The 23867-nt window shown below is 54.8% G+C and carries 28 protein-coding genes, 4 tRNA genes, 1 pseudogene and 1 other annotated feature; of the genes and pseudogenes, 27 read left to right on the top strand and 6 right to left on the bottom strand.

Translation table 11 applies throughout. The features are described 5' to 3' along the window. Positions 1–12: 12 nt before the first annotated feature. Positions 13–336 (bottom strand): hypothetical protein, encoded by a 324-nt coding sequence (locus Dform_RS06195; RefSeq protein WP_076004241.1) that lies wholly within the window; start codon positions 334–336, stop codon positions 13–15. Between the two features lie 154 nt (positions 337–490). Here Dform_RS06195 and ribD point away from each other — a divergent pair, with 154 nt between their 5' ends. The 7 genes from ribD (at position 491) to Dform_RS06160 (ending at position 5052) form a co-directional block, all read left to right on the top strand. Beyond that, on the top strand, positions 491–1588 hold the full coding sequence (ribD, locus tag Dform_RS06190; protein ID WP_076005088.1) for a bifunctional diaminohydroxyphosphoribosylaminopyrimidine deaminase/5-amino-6-(5-phosphoribosylamino)uracil reductase RibD: 1098 nt from the start codon (positions 491–493) through the stop codon (positions 1586–1588). Between the two features lie 4 nt (positions 1589–1592). After that, positions 1593–2219, top strand: coding sequence for a riboflavin synthase (locus tag Dform_RS06185; protein ID WP_076004240.1), 627 nt, complete (start codon positions 1593–1595; stop codon positions 2217–2219). A 12-nt stretch (positions 2220–2231) separates the two neighbouring features. Beyond that, complete coding sequence (locus tag Dform_RS06180; protein ID WP_076004239.1) at positions 2232–3473, top strand: bifunctional 3,4-dihydroxy-2-butanone-4-phosphate synthase/GTP cyclohydrolase II; 1242 nt, start codon at positions 2232–2234, stop codon at positions 3471–3473. Continuing rightward, positions 3466–3930: a 6,7-dimethyl-8-ribityllumazine synthase gene (ribH, locus tag Dform_RS06175; RefSeq protein ID WP_076004238.1), complete on the top strand. Its 465-nt coding sequence runs from the start codon at positions 3466–3468 to the stop codon at positions 3928–3930. The genes Dform_RS06180 and ribH overlap by 8 nt, the downstream gene beginning before the upstream one ends. A gap of 136 nt (positions 3931–4066) precedes the next feature. After that, positions 4067–4303, top strand: coding sequence for a hypothetical protein (locus Dform_RS11115; protein WP_076004237.1), 237 nt, complete (start codon positions 4067–4069; stop codon positions 4301–4303). 15 nt (positions 4304–4318) lie between these two features. Continuing rightward, entirely contained in the window at positions 4319–4927 is a 609-nt protein-coding gene (locus Dform_RS06165; protein WP_076004236.1) for a biotin transporter BioY, read from the top strand. A 48-nt stretch (positions 4928–4975) separates the two neighbouring features. Continuing rightward, a tRNA-Val gene (locus Dform_RS06160) sits at positions 4976–5052 on the top strand. Positions 5053–5259: 207 nt separating this feature from the next. On the opposite strand, the gene Dform_RS06155 is transcribed toward Dform_RS06160, so the two are convergent. Then, positions 5260–6339, bottom strand: coding sequence for a type IV pilus twitching motility protein PilT (locus tag Dform_RS06155; protein ID WP_076004235.1), 1080 nt, complete (start codon positions 6337–6339; stop codon positions 5260–5262). A gap of 279 nt (positions 6340–6618) precedes the next feature. Then, positions 6619–6813, bottom strand: coding sequence for a hypothetical protein (locus tag Dform_RS06150; RefSeq protein ID WP_076004234.1), 195 nt, complete (start codon positions 6811–6813; stop codon positions 6619–6621). A 432-nt stretch (positions 6814–7245) separates the two neighbouring features. Between Dform_RS06150 and Dform_RS06145 the strand changes: the two genes are divergently transcribed. The 5 genes and pseudogenes from Dform_RS06145 (at position 7246) to Dform_RS06125 (ending at position 12827) form a co-directional block, all read left to right on the top strand. Further along, positions 7246–8931: an ABC transporter substrate-binding protein gene (locus Dform_RS06145; RefSeq protein WP_076004233.1), complete on the top strand. Its 1686-nt coding sequence runs from the start codon at positions 7246–7248 to the stop codon at positions 8929–8931. A gap of 81 nt (positions 8932–9012) precedes the next feature. Further along, positions 9013–9930 carry an ABC transporter permease gene (locus tag Dform_RS06140; RefSeq protein ID WP_076004232.1) on the top strand — a complete coding sequence of 306 codons (918 nt, stop codon included), beginning with the start codon at positions 9013–9015 and terminating at the stop codon, positions 9928–9930. Between the two features lie 11 nt (positions 9931–9941). Beyond that, positions 9942–10853, top strand: a complete 912-nt coding sequence (locus tag Dform_RS06135) for an ABC transporter permease (protein WP_076004231.1) — start codon at positions 9942–9944, stop codon at positions 10851–10853. Between the two features lies 1 nt (position 10854). Continuing rightward, complete coding sequence (locus tag Dform_RS06130; protein ID WP_076004230.1) at positions 10855–11856, top strand: ABC transporter ATP-binding protein; 1002 nt, start codon at positions 10855–10857, stop codon at positions 11854–11856. Then, a pseudogene (locus Dform_RS06125) lies at positions 11835–12827 on the top strand (ABC transporter ATP-binding protein). Before Dform_RS06130 ends, Dform_RS06125 begins: the two are co-directional and overlap by 22 nt. A gap of 27 nt (positions 12828–12854) precedes the next feature. Here the strand turns inward: Dform_RS06125 and Dform_RS06120 are convergent. Beyond that, on the bottom strand, positions 12855–13139 hold the full coding sequence (locus tag Dform_RS06120; RefSeq protein ID WP_076004229.1) for a hypothetical protein: 285 nt from the start codon (positions 13137–13139) through the stop codon (positions 12855–12857). Between the two features lie 196 nt (positions 13140–13335). Between Dform_RS06120 and Dform_RS06115 the strand changes: the two genes are divergently transcribed. The 15 genes from Dform_RS06115 to Dform_RS06045 all read left to right on the top strand — a co-directional run bounded on the left by Dform_RS06115 (position 13336) and on the right by Dform_RS06045 (position 21665). Then, the gene (locus Dform_RS06115; RefSeq protein WP_076004228.1) at positions 13336–14313 is read left to right on the top strand and encodes a GNAT family N-acetyltransferase; all 978 of its coding nucleotides are present in this window, start codon (positions 13336–13338) and stop codon (positions 14311–14313) included. Beyond that, complete coding sequence (locus Dform_RS06110) at positions 14310–15530, top strand: glycosyltransferase (RefSeq protein WP_076004227.1); 1221 nt, start codon at positions 14310–14312, stop codon at positions 15528–15530. Before Dform_RS06115 ends, Dform_RS06110 begins: the two co-directional genes overlap by 4 nt. After that, complete coding sequence (locus tag Dform_RS06105; RefSeq protein WP_225973649.1) at positions 15517–16224, top strand: PIG-L deacetylase family protein; 708 nt, start codon at positions 15517–15519, stop codon at positions 16222–16224. The genes Dform_RS06110 and Dform_RS06105 overlap by 14 nt, the downstream gene beginning before the upstream one ends. A gap of 180 nt (positions 16225–16404) precedes the next feature. Next, a tRNA-Thr gene (locus tag Dform_RS06100) sits at positions 16405–16477 on the top strand. A 13-nt stretch (positions 16478–16490) separates the two neighbouring features. Continuing rightward, positions 16491–16575 (top strand) — tRNA-Tyr (locus Dform_RS06095). Positions 16576–16631: 56 nt separating this feature from the next. Further along, positions 16632–16707, top strand: a tRNA-Thr gene (locus Dform_RS06090). Positions 16708–16742: 35 nt separating this feature from the next. Continuing rightward, positions 16743–17945, top strand: a complete 1203-nt coding sequence (tuf, locus tag Dform_RS06085; protein WP_076004225.1) for an elongation factor Tu — start codon at positions 16743–16745, stop codon at positions 17943–17945. A 1-nt stretch (position 17946) separates the two neighbouring features. After that, positions 17947–18111, top strand: coding sequence for a 50S ribosomal protein L33 (rpmG, locus tag Dform_RS06080; protein ID WP_076004224.1), 165 nt, complete (start codon positions 17947–17949; stop codon positions 18109–18111). A gap of 23 nt (positions 18112–18134) precedes the next feature. Next, positions 18135–18362 carry a preprotein translocase subunit SecE gene (gene secE / locus Dform_RS06075; protein ID WP_076004223.1) on the top strand — a complete coding sequence of 76 codons (228 nt, stop codon included), beginning with the start codon at positions 18135–18137 and terminating at the stop codon, positions 18360–18362. Between the two features lie 47 nt (positions 18363–18409). Further along, positions 18410–18928: a transcription termination/antitermination protein NusG gene (nusG, locus tag Dform_RS06070; RefSeq protein WP_076004222.1), complete on the top strand. Its 519-nt coding sequence runs from the start codon at positions 18410–18412 to the stop codon at positions 18926–18928. A gap of 23 nt (positions 18929–18951) precedes the next feature. After that, positions 18952–19374 (top strand): 50S ribosomal protein L11, encoded by a 423-nt coding sequence (gene rplK / locus Dform_RS06065; protein ID WP_076004221.1) that lies wholly within the window; start codon positions 18952–18954, stop codon positions 19372–19374. A gap of 1 nt (position 19375) precedes the next feature. After that, positions 19376–20089: a 50S ribosomal protein L1 gene (gene rplA / locus Dform_RS06060; RefSeq protein ID WP_076004220.1), complete on the top strand. Its 714-nt coding sequence runs from the start codon at positions 19376–19378 to the stop codon at positions 20087–20089. Between the two features lie 40 nt (positions 20090–20129). Further along, positions 20130–20269 (top strand) — a sequence feature (ribosomal protein L10 leader region). 12 nt (positions 20270–20281) lie between these two features. Then, positions 20282–20821, top strand: coding sequence for a 50S ribosomal protein L10 (gene rplJ / locus Dform_RS06055; RefSeq protein ID WP_076004219.1), 540 nt, complete (start codon positions 20282–20284; stop codon positions 20819–20821). 27 nt (positions 20822–20848) lie between these two features. Beyond that, on the top strand, positions 20849–21229 hold the full coding sequence (gene rplL / locus Dform_RS06050; RefSeq protein ID WP_076004218.1) for a 50S ribosomal protein L7/L12: 381 nt from the start codon (positions 20849–20851) through the stop codon (positions 21227–21229). A 190-nt stretch (positions 21230–21419) separates the two neighbouring features. Continuing rightward, a complete protein-coding gene (locus Dform_RS06045) occupies positions 21420–21665 on the top strand; it encodes a hypothetical protein (protein WP_076004217.1) in 246 nt (81 codons plus the stop codon). Here the strand turns inward: Dform_RS06045 and Dform_RS06040 are convergent. Both Dform_RS06040 and Dform_RS06035 read right to left on the bottom strand, forming a co-directional pair. Beyond that, positions 21662–22321, bottom strand: a complete 660-nt coding sequence (locus tag Dform_RS06040) for a DUF502 domain-containing protein (protein ID WP_076004216.1) — start codon at positions 22319–22321, stop codon at positions 21662–21664. The two genes, Dform_RS06045 and Dform_RS06040, sit on opposite strands and share 4 nt — an antisense overlap. Before the next feature lie 7 nt (positions 22322–22328). After that, on the bottom strand, positions 22329–23849 hold the full coding sequence (locus tag Dform_RS06035; protein WP_076004215.1) for a YifB family Mg chelatase-like AAA ATPase: 1521 nt from the start codon (positions 23847–23849) through the stop codon (positions 22329–22331). Positions 23850–23867 lie beyond the last annotated feature (18 nt).

Raw genomic sequence — 23867 nt, 5'->3', positions numbered from 1 at the left:
AACGACCCGGTCCTACCGGCGGCGCGCCAAAATAATGAAAGCGATGCCGACAATCAGAACGCCGATACCGGCAAGTGAAAGTGTGCCAAGTAATTGCTGCTCATCCAGGTAAGCTAGAACCGCCATGGTTGCGCCGGCCAGCATGACAAGGACGCCCAAAAGCTGTAATTGCGGGTGTTTGATCGGCGCTTTGTCGGGAACCGCCTTCATTTTCGCCTGTCGATCGGCTTCCGCCTTAGCCCTGGCTTCATCGGCGGCTTTCCTGGAGCGGGAAATCAGCACCATGACAATGATGATGATCGCAACGATCAGGAGTTCGCTGGGGCCAATTCTCATATATCGGCAAGCCTCGCTAATTTACGTAATGATAGCACACTGTTCTGCAGCGGTAAACGTTCAAGCGCTACCGGAACAGTTCCCTTGCCAACGTGTTAAGGGCGGGCTCCCCGTTTGCGCCCGTTCGATGACGGGTGTTAGAATGGCTTTCACAATGGATTACATGGAACAAGCTCTTAAATTGGCCCGACTAGCTTTGGGCGAGGTCTCACCCAATCCGGCTGTAGGCGCGGTTATAGTACGCGGCGATGAGATTGTCGGGGAAGGTTTTACCCAACCGCCGGGCCAGGACCACGCCGAGATCGTGGCGCTCAAGCAAGCTGGTGAACAAAGTCACGGGGCGACGATGTACGTCACTTTAGAACCGTGCTGTCATTTTGGACGCACTCCGCCATGCACCCGGGCGATAATAGCTGCCGGCATTAAAGCGGTCCATATAGCGACACTCGATGATAACCCAAGAGTTTTCGGGTGTGGCAAAGCGGAATTGGAAAGCGCCGGTATCGAAGTCCACATTGGCGAGCGTCGCGAGGAAGCTCGAGAACTCAACGAAGCTTACTTTAAATACATAAACACGGGTTTGCCTTTCGTGACCGCCAAGTATTCGATGAGCCTCGACGGGAAGATCGCCACACGCACCATGGATTCAAAATGGATATCCAATGACGATTCTCGCTTGTTCTCCCATACGCTACGGCACGCTTCTGATGCCATTATGGCCGGAGTGGGCACTGTTTTGGCCGATAACCCGAGGCTGACCGCAAGGGGTTGCGCCGGGCGCGGAGGGACTTCACATAAACAACCGATGCGAGTCATTGTCGATAGCAACGGCAGGACACCGCTCGACGCTTGCGTGTTCACCGAGCCCGGAAAAACGTTGATTGCACTGGGAAGAGCCGTCCCCGAAAGCCGTCTGGACGCCTATCGTAAAGTGGGCGCCGAGGTTGTGCAGTTACCTGGCAGAGACGGGCGGGTAGGTCTCGAACCACTCCTGAGGTATCTCGGCGAACGTCAGATCACCAGCCTCCTGGTGGAGGGCGGCGGCACGCTCCTGGGCAGCCTGTTCGACGAACGCCTGGTGGATAAGGTGGTGGCCATTGTTGCCCCGATAATTATCGGCGGGGCGGGCGCTAAAACCCCCGTGGCGGGGGTGGGCGTTGAGAAGATCGCGCAGGCTCTCAGCCTGGAGAATGTCCGCGTCACCCGGTCCGGTGACGACACAGTCATCTCCGGGTACGTGGTTAAGGAGTAGAGCCGTGTTCAGCGGCATTGTCGAAGAAACAGGCGTAATTGCATCCGTTTCCCCGTCATTCCTTTCGATTAAGGCTGGAATTATTTTTGACGACCTGAAACTTGGTGACTCTGTTGCAGTTGACGGCGTGTGTCTCACCGTCACCAAAATCAGTAACCGGACTTTCAGTGTCGATGTCATGCCTGAAACACTGAAACGTTCGACACTGGGAGGCTTGAGGGCAGGAGATTCGGTAAACCTTGAACGCGCTCTGACCCTCTCGGGCAGGCTCGGTGGCCACCTGGTCGAGGGGCATGTCGATGCGACAGGCACGGTCGAAAGAATCGATTGGGAAGGCGAAAGCGAAATACTCACAGTTAGTGCGCCTTTTGAAATACTGCGTTACATTGTGGAGAAGGGCTTTATCGCGGTGGACGGTCTCAGCCTGACGGTTACCACAAAATTCAAAACGAATTTCAAAGTCTCGCTGGTTGCGTTTACAAGGTCTCATACCACGATTGGACACAAGAGAGTCGGCGACAGGGTCAATCTTGAAGTCGACATAATCGCCAAATACGTCGAGAGTTTTGTCGCGAAGAGCGAACCTAGGGTTACCGAAGGATTCCTCGCCGAGCATGGTTTCATATCATAGGAGAAGAAGCAAATGGTAATGGCGCCGATATCCGGGCTGATTGAAGATATTAAGGCCGGTAAGTTCGTGATCATCGTCGATGACGACGACCGGGAAAACGAGGGCGACCTCTTCATAGCAGCCGAAAAGATCTCACCGGAAGCCATCAACTTCATGGCTAAAAACGCCCGCGGCTTGATCTGTGTGTCCCTCACCGGAGAGCGGCTGGACGCATTGAACATTCCTCTGATGGTTCAGGAGAACTCCTCCAAGCACTGTACCGCGTTTACGGTGTCCGTCGAGGCGCGGCACCGCGTCAGCACCGGGATCTCCGCGGCCGACAGGGCGGAAACGGTCAAAACACTCATCGACCCGCGGTCCCGGCCGGAAGATCTGATCAAACCAGGTCACACTTTCCCCCTTAGAGCTCGTGAAGGCGGGGTTTTGGTGCGAGCCGGCCACACTGAAGCCTCGGTTGATATGTCCAGAATGGCCGGGCTTTATCCTGCCGGCGTCATCTGCGAAATCATGGACGACGACGGCACGATGGCGCGCCTTCCCAAGCTTGAGAAACTGGCGGCGGAATGGGGGCTAAAAATCGGCAGCGTTGCCGATCTCATCGCATACCGGCGCCGAACTGAAAAGTTAGTGCGTCGTGTCGCCGAGGCGAAATTGCCAACCCGTTACGGTGAGTTCACCGCCATTGGATTCAAGAGTTCGGTGGATCCCGGGGAGCACTTGGCGCTGGTCTATGGCGCCGCCTCCAGCTTGCCTGGCGACCAACCGGTTTTAACTAGGGTTCATTCCGAATGCCTGACCGGCGACGTCCTCGGCAGCCTGCGCTGTGATTGCGGCGAACAGTTGGATTTTGCCCTGAAACAGATCGCCGCCGCCGGAGCGGGCGTGCTCCTTTATATGCGGCAGGAGGGGCGGGGAATAGGTTTTCACAACAAGATCTGCGCCTATGCCCTTCAGGACCAGGGATTGGACACTGTCGAGGCGAATGAGAGCCTTGGATTTGATGCCGATCTTCGGGATTACGGTATCGGGGCTCAAATTTTGGCCGACCTGGGGCTTAAAGAGATCAAGCTGTTGACCAATAACCCCAAAAAAGTTGTCGGGCTTGAAGGCTATGGGCTGAAAGTGGTAGAAACTGTACCAATACAGATTCCGGCCAACCCGCACAACGCTAAATATCTTGAAACCAAACGCCAAAAAATGGGGCATATATTGAGCCCGAACGGTAATGGCGCTGAAGGAGCGAAAAATGGCTAATTTCGAAGGTTCTCTAATCGGCCAGGGGCTTAAATTCGCGGTGGTAGTTTCCAGGTTCAACGAGTTCATGACCGGCAAGCTGGTTTCGGGCGCTAAAGATGCCTTTGTCCGCCATGGCGTCGCCGAATCCGACGTCGATTTTGCCTGGGTTCCGGGCGCTTTTGAAATTCCCCTGGTAGCCAAGAAACTGGCGAAACGCGGTAAATATAACGCCGTCGTCTGCCTCGGCGCAGTCATCAAGGGCAATACTCCTCACTTCGAATATATCGCCAACGAAGTCGCCAAAGGTGTGGCCGCGGTCAATCTCGACTCAGGGGTTCCGGTAATCTTTGGTGTCATTACGGCGGAAACACTGGAACAAGCTATCGAAAGAGCCGGTTCCAAGATGGGTAACAAGGGTTTCGATGCCGCCGTCCAGGCTATTGAAATGGCGAACCTGATTAAATCTCTTGCCTGACAAGATCGGCCAGTAATTTCGAAAAGGGGTTTTCACTCTCACCACCGCAACGGTGGGCTGATTCCCTGACCCGAAGTTTTTGACACTCTTCAGTCTTAATACCTATAATGTGGCATCTATTTCCCCGGAGCTTATCTTGGCAGACAAACCTAAAGTCCATTTACACGGACAGTTAACAGAATTGACTCTTGAGAATCTGGCTCAACAGCTCTCGATGATGGACGAACGCCTGGACAATATCGATTCCATCGTGACCAATGTCGCCGAGCGGGTAATGAACCAGCCCATCACGATTTCGGTTACTTGCTCCGGGTGTGGCAAGACCAGCACCTACACCCTTTTGGCCAGTGAAAAACCCACCGTTCGTAAGTAAAATCCGGAGTGCTCAATGGAATTAACCGCCCGTTTCGACCGCGTAAAAACTGATGTCTTTCGCCGCCGAGCTGCCCTGTCTGTCCCGGCGAAGATTATTTTAGCCTTATCGTTCGCCGCTCTGACCGGATTGCTGGCCCAGGTAAAGATTTACCTGCCGTTTACGCCGGTGCCGGTGACTCTTCAGACGTTCGCCGTGCTGCTGGCGGGTGTCGCGCTCGGCCGCTGGTGGGGTGGAATATCGATGGCTGCCTACGGCGGCCTGGGAATCCTCGGTGTGCCCTGGCTGGCTAACGGCGCTTCTGGTTTCGGCGCCACCTTTGGTTACCTGGTCGGGTTTGTGCTGGCTGCCATGTTCGTCGGTTATATGGCAGAGACCTTTGTCAGATCACGGGGTTTCACCCCGATGTTCGGCATTATGGCGGCCGCTGGCCTATTGTTGGTCTATGTTCCGGGCGCTATCTGGCTGGCTATCTGGCTGGGCATGGCGGGAAAGATGGTCACGCTCGCTTCAGTCATCAGTATGGGGGTGGTTCCGTTTATCGCCGGCGACATTATCAAAACCATGGGCGCCGCGGCGATTTCCAAGATCATTACCCCTAGGTCCGATTACCGGGGCACCTAGCTCAGCTTGCCATTCATCCTGACTTCAGCTAAAATCTTTAAGCTTTTCGGGCGGTTAGCTCAGTTGGTTAGAGCACTGCGTTGACATCGCAGAGGTCAGTGGTTCGAGACCACTACCGCCCACCATTAAGCCCTGCCCAATTCCCTACCCTCATACTCTGCAATATATTCATTAAATCACCATAGCATCGCCCGGTCATCCCGATTAGGATCGGGATACCGCCACCATTAAACCTTGCCCGATTATCTGTCCTCATACTCTTCGGACCGGGACACTGGCCTCCCATCAACCCTATCGCAAAAGTACAAGAAGAGATTTTAAATTCGATTACCCTAATAAACGGTGCTGCGTTCCGATTGCAGCAGTTGCTGTAACCGGGCTTGAGAAGAACTGTAAAGCATGCCCTCGTCCCGGGTAATCACTTTGCGCTTGATCAGGTCGGCCAGGGCCTGGTCCATAGTCTGCATGCCCTCTTTGTGGCTGACCTCGATGTTGGCCTGCAGGTCGAAGATCTTTTCCTCGCGTATCAAGCGTGAGATAACCGGATTGTTCAACATGATCTCGAAAGCGGCGATGCGCCCGCCCTTGGCGCGGTGGGGCAGCCTTTGAGACACCACCCCGATAAGCACCTGTGAAAGCTGATAGCGGATCTGGCGCTGCTGCTCCGGCGGGAAGATGTCGACGACGCGATCGATTGTCTGCGCGGCGTCCAGGGTATGCAGTGTCGAAAGGACAAGGTGTCCCGTTTCGGCGGCGGTCAGCGCTGTTTTCATGGTGTCGAGGTCGCGCATTTCGCCGATGACCAGCACGTCCGGGTCATGGCGTAAACTGTGGACCAGAGCATCGGAAAAATTATGGGCATCGTCACCCATATCCCTTTGGCGTATCAGGCACTTCACGTTCGGGAACAGGTATTCTATCGGATCTTCGATAGTGATGATATTGCGTTTCACGGTCTCGTTTAGATGGTTGATCATGGCGGCCAGAGTGGTCGACTTGCCAGCCCCGGCGGCTCCGGTAATCAGAATCAGGCCGCGAGACTTGGACACGAGTGTCTTGAATATCTGGGGCAATTCGAGCTCATCGATGCTAGGGATCTTGAACGGCACCGGCCTGATCGCCAGCGAGATCGAGTTCCGCTGAGAAATGGCGCTTACCCGGAACCGGGAAAGGCCGTCCATGCTGTAGGAGAAGTCCAATTCCCGATCCAGCTTGAAAGCGGCGCGCTGTTCCTCGGTGGTGATCAGGTTGAACATAGTCTCGATGTCCTGGGGGGTAAAGGGAGGCACCTCGGTCAAGGGGATAAGCTCACCGTCAACACGAAGCACCGGTACGCTCGGCACCGTGATATGGAGGTCAGTGGCATCTCGGAGGACGATAAATTCCAGCAGTTTTTCAATGGGTACAGTCATACGCCAATCCTATGTGTCGAATATTGCCTTAAACGTATCAGATGGGACACGGGTTTACAATGGTACTTAGGTATGTTTAACCATAGTAAATGGTACTAAAGACTTCTGTTCCACGGACCGCCAGCATGTCCCTGCCTCATTCTTTGCAGGCCGACTCAGCGCTTTCCCTAACCGTAATATATACGAAAACGAATGGAACGAATCTCGCCCGCTAGAAATACTGCCAATACTCCCAATAAGGCGATAGGCATGAAAAACAAACGGAACAATTCGTTCTGATTAGCGCAGGCGGCGGGTGGCATTTGTTTTTCGGCGTTCCGAAAAACCTTTTTTGCGAAACGAATCCCTGAAAAACAGCTTTGGCTCAATCGTAAGATTCGTTTTAGATGGCGAACCATTACGAATCCCGGTCCAGACGCCGGAGCCGTCATCCACGATCCCAAAAAGGACATAGAAACGTGCCGTTATGTTCATCACAGGCACCGTCGGCTGGTAGGCGGGATCAGATTCCCGCGGCAGGAAGGTACAAGCGTGCTAATATACATACTGGTATTATAGCACCAGTGTTCCTATGACCTGTCAAGCGTCTCGTGACGTTTTAGGGGCCTTCTTCAAAATATTTCCAAGTCGATGACCACCGCGCCGTTGTTGCCGCGCTTTTCTCCAGGGTAATTGAAGAGTAGGTGAGATCTGAAACGCGGTTATGATCGGGTGGTTACCCTGAAGGTGACATAAAGACGGCTTTATGGTAAATTAACTACCACCCAGAATTCTTGGGAATCACTGCTCGATGCTGATGTTGCGTATTGACATTTAACCATTGCAAGATATAATAGAAGTTATTCAAAATGGACAGTGCCTTTCGCCCTGTCCCCGGTCCAAAATTTTAGAAGGAGGAACCTAGTAATGGCCGAACATGGCATGGAATTCACCCGAAGGGACTTCGTCAAAGGCGCCACGGTTATCACCGGCGGCATTCTGGTCTTCGGCGCGGAAGCCTGTGGTAACAACAACCCGGCAACCTCAACCGTCCCGCCAACTACCACTGTTCCACTGCAGAAGCTGCCAGAACTCAAATTCCAGTTCTCTAACACCGGCACTAACCCGAACATCGCCGCCTTCCTTCAAGGGCAACTGAAACAGAATCTAAACATCGATCTTACTCTCGAACCCATGGAATCCGCCGCCTTCCAGAACCTGGTCAATGCCAAGAACCACACCTGGTCATTTTACGGCTGGGGCGCCGACTACCCGGATCCAGAAAACTTCCTCCAGACCATTTACGGGACTAACCAGGGCAACAACAAATCCGGTTATTCAAACGCTACTGTCGATGCGAACATCGCCAGCGCCATGAAAGAACTGGACAATACCAAACGCCTGGCATTGTGGGACTCAGTCCACAAGCAGGTCGTTGACGACTGCCCCGCGATTTATGTTTTTAACCGCGAGCGCTTCAATCTTGTCGCTCCAACCTTGAAACCAACCTTGAAGCCCACCGGTCAAGACGGCCAGATCATGGGCGATCGCCTATTGCGCAATGTCAGCATGCCGAATGGAAAGCTTCGCCTGAACCTCGGCGGCGATTGTAATACCCTGGACACAAACATCGCCTCATGGGCGAGCAGTCTGTCAATTCTTTTTAATATCTATGATGGTCTGTTGGGTTTTGATCAGAATTTGAACCTCGTGAACGTGGTAGCTGCTGAGATTCCTAGCATAGCCAACGGTGGCATCTCGGCTGACGGGAAGACCTATACCTTCAAACTAAAGAGTAATGTTACCTGGAGCGATGGCAAACCGGTAACCGCTAGTGATTTTGAGTATAGCATTAAGCGAATGTTAGCTAAAGATACAGCCGCTGAATATGCCTCAATGTACTTCGCCATCGTAGGTGGTGAAGCTTACAACGCAGGCACAGGTTCGGCAAGCGGTGTTGGGGTCACGGCATTGAACGCTACCACTCTGGAGATCAAGATCGTCGCTGCTCAACCTACCTTCCCGCAGGTAATGGCTTTATGGCCCGTTTACCCGGTCCGAAAGGACATCATTGATGCTAAGGGTCCGACAGCCGCTTTCCAGCCTCCGAATCTCGTCAGCAATGGGCCATTCATGTTGACGGAATGGGTTCCTCTGGATCATATGACCCTCAAAGCAAATCCGAATTACTGGGGCACAAAACCCTCATTAACGGAAATCACCTACAAGCAGATCACGGATATTCAGGCTTCGCTCGCCGCCTACAAGAATGGCGAACTTGATATGACCGGCGTTCCAGCCGGCACGGAAAAAGCCACTATAGCGGATCCTACTTACGGATCTCAGATCGTTCGGGGAGCTGATCTCACGACTTACGCTTTCCAGTTCAACATCACCAAGTCACCGCTTACAAATAAGACCCTACGGCAGGCTCTGGCAACCGCCATTGACCGCGATGCCTATATCAACAACATTCGCGGCGGCGTCGGACATGCAACCACCAGCTGGATTCCGCCCGGGATGCCGGGTTACGATGCCACGATTGGCGCTGCCTACAAGTTTGATGCCGCCAAGGCTAAGCAACTGCTGACTCAGGCTGGTTACACGCCGTAGTGAGCCCCTGGTTTACTTTTACAGATTCGAGCAGGGGATTGGGATCATCCCAATCCCCTGCTTCTTATCCAGGAACAGTGAATGGCTAAATTTATTGCCCGTCGCCTGTTATGGATGCTGGTCGTCCTGTTCGCAGTCGCGACAATCACCTTTATTCTTATGCACCTGGTACCCGGCGGACCATGGGACCGGGCGAAAGCATTGGCTCCTCAGGTTATCGAAAACCTGAATGAGAAATATGGTCTCGATAAACCCCTGATCGTTCAATTTGGCACCTACATCTGGAATGCGCTTCACGGTAACCTTGGGGTATCCTATATTTTTCAGGACCGTGGAGTTACCGATATTATCCTGGGGGGTCTTCCGGTCAGCGCCGCCCTTGGGCTGACTGCCTTCGCTCTGGCGATTATCATGGGAATCACGCTTGGAGTCGCAGCAGCCCTAAAACAGAACTCCTGGATCGATTATTTTTCCGTTGGTTACGCGACCATATTCGCGAGTGTTCCAGGGTTTGTCCTTGGTATTTTCCTGATGTATCTACTTTCAATTCAATTACACTGGCTGCCTACAGGTGGTTGGGGGGGTGTAAATCATGTCATAATGCCGGCAATCGCATTGGCGGCGTTACCGGGAGCGTATATCGCCAGAATCACCCGCGCTTCCATGCTTGATGTAATACGTCAAGATTACGTTCGAACGGCTAGAGCCAAGGGTTTACCAGAGCGTTGGGTGTTGATTCGCCATATCGGACGGAACGCGATGATCCCGGTGGTGACGGTAGCCGGTCCGGAACTTGCTGCTCTTATCACGGGTTCATTCATCATTGAGACGCTCTTTTCGGTGCCGGGTATCGGCAGGCTATTTGTAGCCGGAGTTTTCCAGCGTGATTACGGGTTAATCATGGGATCAATACTTTTTTATGCGTTTGCAGTAGCCATTGTTAACCTCGCGGCGGACGTAATTTACGCTGCTATAGATCCAAGGATTCGATATGACTAAGGAAGTTACCAATGGCCGTTGATGTAGCCGCGGCCGCACCTTTAAGCATGCGCCAACATCGATCGTTATGGGCCGATGCGTGGATCAGGCTGCGTCGAAATAAACTGGCGGTGGCTGGGGGCATAACCATCATTGTAGTCGCGTTGGCTGCGATTTTTGCTCCATGGATCACCCATTATAATTATGCCTTCCAGGATTATTCCGCGGTGATGCAGCCGCCGAGCGCGGCCCACTGGTTCGGAACCGATGAGCTGGGGCGTGACGTATTCGCCAGGATGCTCTACGGCGCCAGAACTTCTCTAATGGTCGGTGTTTTCACCCAATTCATCGTGATTCTTATTGGTATGCCTATCGGCGCTTTTGCCGGATTTATCGGGGGCAAGGTTGACAACGTACTGATGCGCTTTGTCGATATCATGTACGCTTTCCCAGACATCTTGTTGATCATCCTGTTAAGCGCGGTCATGAGAGATACGAGTTTCGCCAAATTCGGCGGCGGTATTTTCGTGATCTTCCTTGCCATCGGCTTTGTAAATTGGGTAGGGATCTCGCGTTTGATCCGCGGGCAGGTCCTTTCTCTTAAACAGCGAGATTTCGTCGCCGCAGCCCGTTCTCTGGGCGGGGGCAGCGGTTATATCACCCTGAGGCACGTGCTACCTAATGCTTTGGGTCCTGTCATCGTGGCGATAACCTTTGGCATACCGAGAGCTATTTTCGCCGAGGCGGCGCTAAGCTACATCGGCATAGGTATCAAACCGCCGACACCGAGCTGGGGCGCCATGATAAGAGACGGCTTCGCCGTCCTGAATGCTTACCCGCATTTGGTCATCATTCCGGCGGCAGCTATCGCGATTCTGATGCTGGCATTTACTTTCCTCGGCGATGGCTTACGGGATGCGCTCGACCCCAGGATGAGAAGATAACATGGCTCTACTTGACGTAAAACACCTCGTTACCGAATTCCACACTCAGGACGGCGTCGTTCACGCGGTCAATGATGTTTCTTTCACCGTCAACAGCGGTGAATTGGTAGCACTCGTCGGGGAGAGCGGCTGCGGCAAGACGGTAAGCTCCCTTTCAGTCATGCGCCTGATACCCGAACCGCCCGGCAAGATTGCCAGCGGCGAGATTATGTTTGACGGGGTTAATCTGCTGCGTCTTCCAAAAGACGAAATGCGCAAGATCCGGGGCTGCAAGATTTCGATGATCTTCCAGGAACCGATGACATCGCTTAATCCTGTCTTGACCATCGGCAGGCAGCTTACTGAATCGATAATGCTGCATAAAGGCATGAAAAAGAAAGATGCCATGGACGAGGCGGCTAACCTGCTGCAAAAGGTCGGCATTCCGCAGGCTGACAAACGCCTGAAAAGCTATCCTCACCATTTCTCCGGCGGCATGAGGCAGAGGGTGATGATCGCCATGGCGATTTCATGCCAGCCAAAGCTGATCATCGCTGACGAGCCGACCACAGCCGTCGATGTCACAATTCAGGCCCAGTTGCTCGAACTTCTAAAAGGCATCGTCAAAGACCTGAACAGCGCCCTCATACTCATTACCCATAATCTCGGAGTCGTCGCCAGATACGCGCACCGCGTATATGTCATGTATGCCGGACGGGTAGTGGAATACGGGACATCGGTCGATATTTTCCACAACCCATTGCATCCTTACACTGTCGGACTTCTCGGTTCGGTCCCCCGCTTGGATGAACCACGGAAAATGCGCCTGCGTTCCATCGAAGGTCAACCGCCGGACCTGATCTGTCCGCCTTCGGGTTGCGCATTTGCCGCCCGGTGCAATTATTTCATCAAGGGTGAATGCGACGTCATGAAATTCCGCATGGTAGAGATGACGCCCGGGCATTTCACCAGTTGTTTGGTCGCTATCAACGGAGAAAAACCTTGGCAAAAGACAACGTCCTAGTCGAAGTCAACAACCTGACTAAATATTTCCCGATTGGGTCGGGAGGATTTTTACGCAAAAAAGTCACCGAACTTAAAGCGGTTGATGGTGTGACTTTTGCCGTTCACCATGGGGAAACGCTCGGCCTGGTAGGGGAATCCGGATCCGGCAAGACCACCGTAGGCAAATGTGTGCTCCAACTCCACCGTCCTACCTCCGGTGAAGTCAGTTTCAAGGGTAAGAACCTGGTCGATCTGACCGACAAGCAATTGCGGCCGTTTAGACCGAAACTCCAGGTCATCTTCCAGGATCCCTATGAATCCTTGAATCCCCGCTTCACCGCCTACGACATCATCACCGAGCCCCTCAGGCTGCACCATGCCACGAAAACGGAATGCCGCAACAGGGTAAAAGAACTCCTGGACATTGTGGGCTTGGCTCCCTATATGGCCGAACGGTATCCGCACGAATTTTCCGGGGGACAGCGGCAGAGGCTCGGTGTGGCACGGGCGCTCGCGCTGCAGCCTGAATTCATCGTCTGCGACGAACCATTATCCGCCCTCGACGTTTCTATCCAGGCGCAGGTTCTGAACCTGCTCGATGACCTCCAGCGGCAATTCGGCGTCGCCTACCTGTTTATTTCGCATGACCTGTCCGTGGTCAGGCATATCAGCCACCGGGTTGCGGTGATGTACCTGGGCAAGATCATGGAGATCGCGCCCCGCGACGCGCTGTACGATCGGCCCCTTCACCCATACACCCAGGCATTGTTGTCCGCCGTACCGGTGCCCGACCCCAAGGTGTAGGCAAAGCGCAAGGTCATCCTCTTACAGGGCGAACCGCCCAGCCCGTTGAACCCGCCTTCCGGATGCGTTTTTCATCCCCGCTGCCCCAAGGCGTTCGAGGAGTGTAAAAGCGTGGTGCCGCTGCTGAACGACGCCGGGGACGGCCATTTCGTCGCCTGCCTGCTGCACAAGACGTCCTGGCCGTAGACCAGGTTGGCGAACCAGGCAGGGGCGTTACGTCCGGCTTGTTGAAGGCGCGGTTTCTTTACTGGCAGGGAACATTTCCCCAAGCGATTTTTCGATGCGGTCCAATCGCGAGGTTCCCCATGACACTATTTTTCCATCGATAAAGACAACCGGCAAAGACCAGATCGAGTGTGAATCAAACAGTTTAACAACCGGGGCGTAGTTTTCATCTTCAGTGTCTATCGATTCGATATCGACGACCTCGGAAACCGTCCCCGTTTTGGAGTCAACCAATTTCTTGATAGCTTCAATCGTCTCCGACGATTGTCCCACCGGGCTTCAACCGCCGCCGCAGCCATCCTGTGGAAGTACCACGATCTTCACCTTGAGTTCAGCCATCATTACTCCCTTACCCTATATGGTGATTTGATATACTCTCTAGTATGCGCAACCACGCAACTAGTATACGTTAAATGCCCTCTATGGTCAAGACTTGGCTTGAACGGCACCGCGTGTTATCCTTTATAGAATGCCGACCCACCTGAAACCGTTGACTCTTACCGAGTTAAAAGACAACTGGCCGAAATATCAGAAAAATTTCCATGTGCCAATTCCTTTCATCACCCCCGGGTGGCTCGAGGCGTGGTGGGCGAACTTCCGGGGCGGCGATGATCTATTCCTGACTGAGATCTCTTCCGGTAACGATGTTATCGGTATCGCGCCGCTACGCACCGGCGGGGACACCACGCGTTTCATCGGCAGCGCCGATGTCTGCGACTACCTTGATTTCATGGTAAAAGAGGGCTCCGAGAACGAATTCTTCCAGGCTCTCCTGGAAAGCCTCGATCACGCGAACACTAAAACGGTCGAATTGGAATCACTCCGCCCGGACTCCACGGCGTTGAAACACCTGTTACCCATGGCAAAATCCAGAGGCCTGAGAGTCGATGTGGCAGATACCGATGTGTCGCTGGATATGCCCTTAGCTCCAACCTGGGACGCCTACCGGTCTTCATTGACCACTCATCAGCGGCACGAAATCGGCCGCAAGATGAGGCGCCTGGAAGAGGCGGGCGATATCCGGTTTGACATAACGGTACCCGTCGACACCGATACGGAGCTGGCGACGTTTATCAGGTTGTTGCGTGCCAGCAGGGCGGACAAAGCCGGTTTCATGACCGCGGCGATGGAGTCGTATTTCAAGAACCTGGCCGAATCGATGAACCGCTCAGGGTACCTGCGGTTCGGGCATCTCCGAATGGGCCGGGAAATTGTAGCCAGTATTATGTGTTTTGATTATAATGGAACCCGTTATCTCTACAACAGCGGGTATGATCCGCAATATTCATCGCTTTCGGTCGGTTTGCTGTCGAAAATTTATTCGATCAAAGACGCCATCGAACAGAAAATGAACCGCTACGATTTTCTGAAAGGCACCGAAACGTACAAATACCATCTCGGTGGAGTCGAAATGCCGATTTCACGCCTGCGAATCGAGCTCAAATGATAGCCCAACAGCTTCGTATCGCCATGTTGTCGGTCCATTCCTGCCCCATCGGGCAGTTGGGCGGGCGGGATACCGGCGGGATGAATGTTTACATTCGGGAACTGGCGGCAGCCCTGGGGCGTCGCGGCCACCTTGTAGATGTATACACCCGCGCCCATGACCCCAGAGACGCTGAGTTGGAATACCTGGCGCCCGGGGCCAGGCTCATCCATATCAGGGCGGGCGCCGTCGAGGAGATGGGTAAACTGACCCAGTACAATCACCTGCGGGAATTTCACGACAACCTTGAGAAATTCCGCTTTGGCGACGGCGCTTCTTACGACCTTGTCCACAGCCACTACTGGCTTTCCGGGGAGGTTGGCCTGAGGCTTGCTCAAGAATGGCGCGTACCGCAGATTTTTGCCTTCCATACTATCGGCGCCGCCAAGGATGAGCTTGACCTGGGAGAAAACGAACCGGCCATCAGGCTCATCACTGAAAAAGAGGTGGCCACCGGTTGTCAGCACATCACCGCCGGGACGGCGGCTGAAAAAGATGCCATACTGCGGCATCACGGATGTGATGGTGCTAACATATCCGTCGTTCCCTGCGGGGTCAATCCGGCGCTTTTCAAACCGGTCGACAAACGACAGGCGCGGACGGCGCTGGGTTTTTCGGATGAACCGCTGGTCCTGTTTGTAGGCCGGCTGGATAAACTGAAGGGCATCGACCGGTTGATCGAAGCCATCAGCCTGATTGAGGCACCGGCATGCCGGCTGGCGATCATCGGCGGCGACGAATACTCAAAGCCCGCCCTGGAACGCCTCAAAGACCTGGCCGCCAGGCTGAACATCTCCGGGCGGGTGGAGTTCATCAGGGCCGTCCCCCAGCCGAAACTGCCGTTGTACTATAGCTCGGCTGACGTGGTGGCCGTGCCCTCATATTCCGAAACTTTCGGCATGGTGGCGCTTGAAGCCGTTTCGTGCGGCACTCCGGTTGTCTCAACCGATGTCGGCGCCGCCAGGATCATTATTAAAGAAGGACTGTCCGGCTCCGTCGTTCCGGGTAACGAGCCATCCGTGCTGGCAAGGGCGCTGGCGCCGTGGCTGGAAAACCGGGACATGGATAGGATGAAACTCCACGGTTCCGTGGCGGGTTTCGGCTGGGACGCGGTAGCCGGGAGAATGGAGCATGTTTATAGAAACGTTTTGTCGAAGACCCCAGTTGGAGTCAAATGAAATGAGTGCCGCGGATGTGCTGGTGATCATGGCTCACCCCGACGACCCGGAGTTCGGGGCGGGCGCGACTATCGCCCGGCTGACCCGCGAGGGGAAGAGGGTGGTTTACGTTATCTGTACCACCGGGGACAAGGGATCCGCTGACCGGAATATGACACCGGCCCGGCTGGTGAAAATCAGGATGGGGGAACAGAGGGCCGCGGCGAAAACCCTGGGGGTTGATGACGTTATCTTTTTGGGACATCCTGACCAGGCGCTGGAGGCTGACGCCGAACTTAGAAAAGAGCTGGTCGAAATTATCCGAACCTACCGGCCGAACCTGGTTATCACCCACTCTCCGTACACCCGTTACATCTGGTGGCACCGGGACCACCGGAAATGCGGCGAGGCGGTCATGGACGCGATCTTCCCGCTGGCCCGCGACCACATGGCTTTTCCCGACCTGCTGGCCAAAGGTTTGGAGCCGCACAAAGTGAACGAAATCTGGCTGACCGGCGCAGATGACGCCAACTACAAATCAGATATCACGCAGACTTTTGCCCAGAAGATAGATGCCATCAAGTGCCACAAAAGCCAGGTCGAGGAAGATTTCTTTCAACGGCTGGACCGTATCAAGGCCAGGGCTTCGGCGGCGGCTGAGGGCGAGGAATTCCTGATGGCAGAAGCCTTCCGCCGGGTAGAAATACCCTGGTAATCATGCAAATACCAAATCGCAAACAAATCCGAAATCTCAAAACGCACCTGTCTCAAAACACCGATTGTTTGGGATTGGGGTATTAAAGCTCAAAGTCTTGACTTGACCTTGTCAAGTTACGTATAATATCTTTCTGTTTGAATGCAGGAACTGGTGCTTTACCAGAGTAACCAGCTTTCTGCCCGAGTGGCGCAATGGCAGCGCAACCGACTTGTAATCGGTAGGTTAGTGGGTTCGACTCCCCTCTCGGGCTTGCCTCAACACATGGAGAGGTGCCGGAGTGGCTAATCGGAGCAGTCTGTAAAACTGCCGCTCGAAAGGGCTTCACTGGTTCGAATCCAGTCCTCTCCAGATTTTGGCTTTACTTGCTGGACAACTTGAAACGGAAAACCTATAATAGCAGGGTTGCCCACATAGCTCAGTAGGTAGAGCACGTTCTTGGTAAGAACGGGGTCATCGGTTCGAATCCGATTGTGGGCTCCAGTAAAGAAAATTAAAGAGGGAGATAAAAGGATACCATGGCTAAACAGAAATTTGACCGCTCTAAACCGCACGTAAACGTCGGTACCATCGGGCACGTCGACCACGGCAAGACGACGCTCACCGCCGCCATCACCACGGTGCTGGCCGCGGCCGGCCTCGCCGAGAAGCGCAGTTTCGATTCTATCGATAACGCGCCGGAAGAAAAAGCCCGTGGCATGACGATCTCTATCTCTCATGTAGAGTATCAGACTGCGGTCAGGCATTACGCCCACATCGACTGCCCCGGACACGCCGACTTCGTTAAAAATATGATCACCGGCGCTGCCCAGATGGACGGCGCCATTCTGGTCGTTTCGGCTCCGGACGGCCCGATGCCCCAGACCCGCGAGCATGTCCTGCTGGCCCGCCAGGTACGGGTTCCGGCCATCGTCGTCGCCCTGAACAAGGTCGACGTCATGGAAGACGAAGAGCTGCTGGAACTCGTCGAAATGGAAGTCCGCGAACTTCTGAACAAATATAAATTCCCGGGTGACGATACCCCGGTTGTCCGCGTCGCGGCGGTTAAGGCTCTGGAATGCGCCTGCGGCAAGAGAGAGTGCGAATGGTGCGGCAAGATCATGAAGCTCATGGACGCCGTCGATTCATTCGTTCCCTTACCGGAGCGCCCGAAGGACAAGCCGTTCCTGATGCAGGTTGAAGATGTCTTCTCCATCAAGGGCCGCGGCACCGTGGCTACCGGCCGCGTCGATCGCGGTACTGTCAAGGTCGGTGAAGAAGTCGAGATCGTCGGTTTGCACCATGACATCCGCAAGGTTGTCGTCACCGGCGTCGAAATGTTCCACAAGCTGCTTGATTTCGCCGAACCCGGCGATGCCGTCGGTCTGCTGCTGCGCGGCGTTGAGCGCGAAGATATCGAGCGCGGCCAGGTGTTGGCCAAGCCCGGTTCGATCAAGCCTCACACAAAGGCTGAAGCCGAGGTCTACGTCCTGTCCAAGGACGAGGGCGGCCGCCACACCCCGTTCTTCAACGGTTACAAACCGCAGTTCTACATCGGCACCACCGATGTCACCGGCAATATCGAGTTGCCCGAGGGCGTAGAAATGGTCATGCCGGGCGACAATATCAAAATGAAGATCAGCTTGATCTACCCGGTAGCCATGGAAGCCGGTCTCCGCTTCGCCATCCGCGAGGGTGGACGCACCGTCGGCGCCGGAGCCATCTCAAGCATTCTGGAGTAATATGCCTAAATCGGAAAACCGGATTGTAGTGACCTTTGCCTGCACCGAGTGCAGCGAGCGGGTTTATACTTCTTCCAAGAACAAGCGTAATGACGCCCGGCGCCTGGAGATCAAGAAGTATTGTCCCCGTTGCCAGACCCATCGTCAATTCAAGGAGACGAAGTAACGCCGCGGGGGCACACTGACACTATGCAAAACACGGCTTCAAAGTCGCCGGCTGCCAAGCCGGTGACTCCCGCCAGACCCAGTTTTTTCGGCGACATAATCGCCGAGCTGAAGAAAGTTAACTGGCCCACCCGCGACGAGATCCGCAAACTGACCGTCATGGTCCTTGTGGTGTCTTTCGGTGTCGGCGCCGTTTTGGGCGCGCTGGATTACGGGCTTTCTTTCCTGGTTGACCACTTCCTGTTGAAATAACAGGCTTAACGGCATCTTAAAGGTATTGTAAATTGACTGAAAACAACATGAAGTGGTATGTCGTTCATACCTATTCCGGGCATGAGGAACGGGTCAAGAAGAACCTTGGCGAACGGATCCAGACGCTTGACCTGGGAAGCGAAATCGGCCGCGTAGAAGTTCCCACCGAAGAAGAGGTGGAGGTCAAAAACGGCCAGCGGCGCAGCGTCCGGCGCAAGATCCTTCCCGGTTACGTTATCGTCCAGATGAACATGAGCGATCGCAACTGGCAGATCGTCCGCAATACGCCCGGTGTCACCGGCTTTGTCGGCACCGCGGGTAAGCCGACACCTCTTCAAGACCACGAGGTACAACGCATCATAACTCAGATGGAAGCCGAAGCCCCGAGGGTCAAAGTGGGATTCAAGAAAGGCCAAAGCGTCAGGGTTATCGATGGTCCGTTTATCGATTTTATCGGTGTGATCGACGAGGTCAACACCGAAAAAGGCAAGATCAAGGTGCTCTTGTCCTTATTCGGCCGGGAAACTCCGGTGGAATTAGACTTTTTACAGGTAGAGAAGCTCTAGCGCTTCACCTGGGGGAGACATAGTTGGCTAAGAAAATCAAGGCAATTGTAAAACTTCAGATTCCGGCTGGTAAGGCCAATCCGGCGCCGCCAATCGGCCCGGCCCTGGGTCAGCACGGCGTCAACATCATGGGTTTCTGCAAAGAATACAACGAGCGTACCGCCTCTATGGCCGGAACGGTCGTACCCGTCGAGATTACCATTTTCGATGACCGGTCGTTCACTTTCGTTACCAAGACGCCCCCGGCTACCGACCTTTTGAAAAAGGCTCTCGCCCTGGATAAAGGCGCGGGTAATCCGGGCCATAACACCGCTCCGGTGTTGAGCCGGGCAAAACTCAAAGAGATCGCCGCGTTGAAGATGAAGGATCTGAATGCCGCCGATTTGGCCGGGGCGGAACGCATTATCGAAGGTTCAGCCCGAAGTATGGGGATAAAGGTAGAATAATATGGTTGATCACGGCAAACGTTTTGACGCAGTTGAAAAATTGGTAGAGGCGGGCAAAGAGTACACTCCCGCAGAGGCCATCGCCCTTGCCAAAAAGGCCGCCACCGCTAAATTCGATGAAACGGTCGAGGTTCATCTTCGAATGGGTCTGGACCCGCGCAATTCGGCGCAGGTGGTCCGCGGGGTTGCCCTGATGCCCGCCGGTTTGGGCAAGCAGGTGCGAGTCCTGGTTTTCGCCCAGGGTGATGCCGAAAAAATCGCCCGCGATGCCGGAGCCGATTTTGTTGGCGCCGATGACTTGATCGCCAAGATCAACGAAGGTTGGACAGAATTCGACATGGCCATCGCCACTCCGGACATGATGGGTAAAGTCGGCAAACTGGGTAAGGTGCTCGGCCGCAAAGGCCTGATGCCCAATCCCAAGGCGGGTACCGTTGTGGCCGCCGGCGACCTGCCCCAAACCATCAAAGAAGCCAGGATGGGACGCGTTGAGTTCAAACTGGATCGCAGCGCCATCATTCACACTGTCCTGGGCAAGGCCAGTTTCGACGAAGCCGGCCTGATGCAGAACCTGACCTCCCTGATGGAAGCCATTGTGCGCGCCAAGCCTTCAGGGGCTAAAGGGCAGTATGTCAAAAGCGTTTACGTGACCACGACCATGGGGCCCGGATTCAAACTGGACTTGAGGCCGACCATGGCCCTCGGCGGCGCCTAAACCCTGAGTTGTACCCGGCAGCGCCGGGTGCTATTATAGCCACTGGAAAATTGAATATCCTGAGACAGCCGGTGTCCCGCTTGTTCGGGACTTAATGAACGCCAGCCGAGGAAAAAATCAGACTCATAAGAGTTGATTCTAAGTCCTTGTGCATGGCACAGGGACTTTTTTATTGAAAGGGGTGATATTAGAATGCCAAATGCCAAGGTAAGGCTTAAGAAGAGCCAGGCTATCGACGAGCTGCAAAAGATTATCGGCGAGTCAAGCGTTGCCATCATCACCAACTATCGCGGCATCAAGACAGCCGAACTGACCGCCCTCAGAGTAAAACTCCGCAATGCCAAGATGGGCTTCAAGGTAGTCAAGAATACGCTGGCCCGGAACGCCGCCGGAGGAGCCAAGAAAGCGGCGCTGAAAAGCGTTTTTGACGGACCGATCGCGATGGCTTACGGCTATGGTGAAGATGTCGCCGCGCCCGCCAAGCTGATACTTGACCACATCACCAGCGCCAAGTCCACCATGACTGTCGCCGGCGGTTTCCTGGGAGACCAGCCGATCACGGTACCCCAGGTGACGGAATTGTCAAAAATGCCGCCCAAGAAGGTGGTCATCGGTCAGGTCCTGGGCGCTTTACAGGGGCCTCTGTATGGGCTGGTCGGCGTGCTCAACGCTCCGGCTGCCGGTCTGGTAGGTGTCCTGGAAGCCAGAATCAAGCAATTAGAAGCAAAATAAATGACTGAAAAAGAAATAAGGAGAAACATGTCGAACGTAACCGAAGCCCTGGCACTAATTGAAAAAATGACCCTTTTCGAAGTCGCTGAACTTAAAAAGGGTATTGAAGAGAAATTCGGGGTTAGCGCCGCCGTCCCGATGATGGCCGCCGCCGCTCCCGCCGCCGCCGCCGAAGCTGCTCCCGCCGCGGAAGAGAAAACCGAGTTTGATGTTGTTCTGAAAGACGTCGGCGCCAACAAGATCAACGTTATCCGCGTCGTTCGCGAACTCACCAACCTGGGTCTGAAAGAGTCCAAGGACCTGGTTGAGGCCGCTCCGAAAGCGGTTAAAGAAGCGGTCAGCAAGGATGAGGCGGCCGCCGCCAAAACCAAGTTGGAAGCCGTCGGCGCTACCGTCGAAGTCAAATAACACAACAATCGAAATCCGAGTCAACTGGAAGCCCCGTTCGGGGCTTCCAGTTTGTGTTTCAAGACGTTGAGCGGGAGATTACCCGCCAGGTCCCGGTTGAGATGATTCTTGATAACCGGCAGACGACGAACTATAATTCTGAAAATCACCAAATTGGATTCCTACCCGAAAAACACAAAGGAGGCTGAACGTGTCGGGACAAAGCGTTATCGTCCTCGTCTTGGGCTTTTTGTTCCTGGCGGTCGGCCTCGTCATGATTCTCAGCGGAATTGCCGAGGAACGCGGCTACTACAACGCGCTGTCGCGAAAGCGGGACCTGAGGGAGTTTGTCACCCACAATCCGGAACGTCCCGAACCCGGGTCACTGCGAATGGGCGGCTGGATCGCTATCGCCGTTGGCGTGCTGATCCTGGGGCTCTGGATCTGGCTTCACTAGGAAATTTCCGGTTCTTTTACCCTGGCCCCCAGTTCCGGCGGTGAGGCGATTCCCCCCGAAATAACCATTTTCATAGCCGTATCCACAGAGATATCGGTACGGATCAACTGGTCATCGGTGACCAGGATCAACCATCCGGAAGTCGGCACCGGGGTTGTCGGCAGGTAAACGGCCGTCAATTTTCGGCCGCCGGAGTCGATAATTTCGTTGGTGACGAATCCGATCGATCTCAGGCCTTTTCTGGGATATTCGATCAGGACGACCTCCCGGAAAGCCGCTTTAGTCCGGGACAGGCCGGAAATACTGGACATTGCCTGCTTGGCGGCATTGTACAACTGTCCGAGCACCGGCAGTTTACAAACGAGCCATTCTCCAAACTGGATGATCCGCCGCCCGACGATGTTGGATGCCAGTACGCCGACGAGATAAATCAATACGAAAGTGATCGCAAATCCCAGGCCGGTAATGGTGTGTCCGAAAAGGAGCCTTATCACCGGTTGGAGTATGCCGTCGATGGCGTGAAAGAACCAGAGGATGACGAAAATGACAATGGTCACGGGCACCAGGACAAGGAGTCCGGCCAGAAAATTACGCCGCAGATTCTTCCCGAACCAATTCTGCCGGGGTCTGTCTTCTATTGAGATAGGCTTATCCATGGGGCTCCTACGGGCTGAGCCGAGGCCGGTATTGCAGCGCCTCAGCCATATGATGGGCTTTTATTATCTCGCTTGATTCAAGATCAGCGATGGTGCGGCTTAGCCGCAGCGTCCGGTGAAAGGCCCGGGCGGATAACGAAAGCTGGCGCATGGCGGTGCGCAGCAGGCTTTCAGCCGCCGGATCAAGGACACAATACTTTTTAATCTCGGGGGCGGTCATATCATTATTGGCATTGAGGCGGGTGCCCCGGAAACGGCCGGTCTGGACCTGGCGGGCGGCCATGACCCGCCCGGCGATGACCGCTGAGGCTTCACCGTTGTGTCCGCCCGACAGTTTGTCAAAATCGACCCTCGGCACGTCGATGAAAATATCGACGCGGTCAATAAAAGGTCCCGATAGCCGGGCCTGGTAGCGGGTGATAGCGGAAGGCTGGCAGCGGCACTCTTTCAGGCTGTCGCCGTAATAGCCGCACGGGCAGGGATTCATGGCGCCGACCATCATGAAATTAGCCGGGAAAGTCACCGAGCCCTGGGACCGGGATATGGTCACCACCCGGTCTTCAAGCGGGGCGCGGAGCACTTCAAGCATATTATGGCCGAATTCCGGCAGCTCATCCAGGAAGAGCACGCCGCGGTGCGACAGGGTGATTTCACCCGGCCGGGGCCAATGTCCCCCGCCGACCAGGCCCGCCGCTGAAGTGGTGTAATGCGGCGTCCGGAAGGGGCGTTCCTTGACCAGGGCGGTACCCGGTCTGAGACAGCCGGCGACGCTCAATATTTTGGTAACTTCAAGGGCTTCTTCATTGGTCAATGGCGGCAGGATGGTGGTCAGCGCCCGGGCGAGCATGGTTTTGCCTGAGCCGGGCGGTCCCGACATGACGACGTTATGAGCGCCGGCTGCCGCCACCTCCAGGGCCCGCTTGACATGCTCCTGGCCTTTGATAAAAGTCATGTCGACGCCCTTGGCGGTTTGGACAGTCCCTTCCTCCAAGGGGCGGGCAGGGCAGGCGGGGGCTTCAATCTCTCCTGACAAAAAAGCGGCGAGTTGGGCCAGGCTTTCGATGGGTATGATCTCGACGCCGTCAACCAGGCAAGCCTCCAGTGCGTCTTCAGCCGGTACCACGACCCTTTTAAAGCCCTTTTGATACGCCAGGGCAACCATGGGCAGGATACCGGTCGTGTGGCGCAATTTGCCTTCCAGTGAGAGTTCGCCGAGCAGAATCAGGTCAGACACGTCAGCCGAAAGCTGCCCGGAGCTCATGACTATGCCCAGGGCAATAGGCAGATCATAAGCGGGACCGGTTTTCTTGAAGTCGGCGGGCGCCAGGCTGGCCACCACCCGCTTGTTTGGAAAAAAGAAACCGGAGTTACGGACGGCATAGCGGACTCGTTCCCGGGCTTCCTGGATGGCGGTGTCCGGCAGTCCGACGACGGTGAAGTTGGGCAAGCCGGGGGCGGTATCGACTTCGACCTCGACGATGGTGCCTTCCAGACCGAGGAGAGCGCAGGTCAGGACTTTGGCTAACATAGATGTGTCCCCTATGTT

It is taken from the genome of Dehalogenimonas formicexedens (genome assembly GCF_001953175.1).
In the GTDB taxonomy this organism is placed as follows: domain Bacteria; phylum Chloroflexota; class Dehalococcoidia; order Dehalococcoidales; family Dehalococcoidaceae; genus Dehalogenimonas; species Dehalogenimonas formicexedens.
Note: the sequence above shows the minus strand (reverse complement) of the source record. Positions and strands in the feature narration are given on the sequence as shown.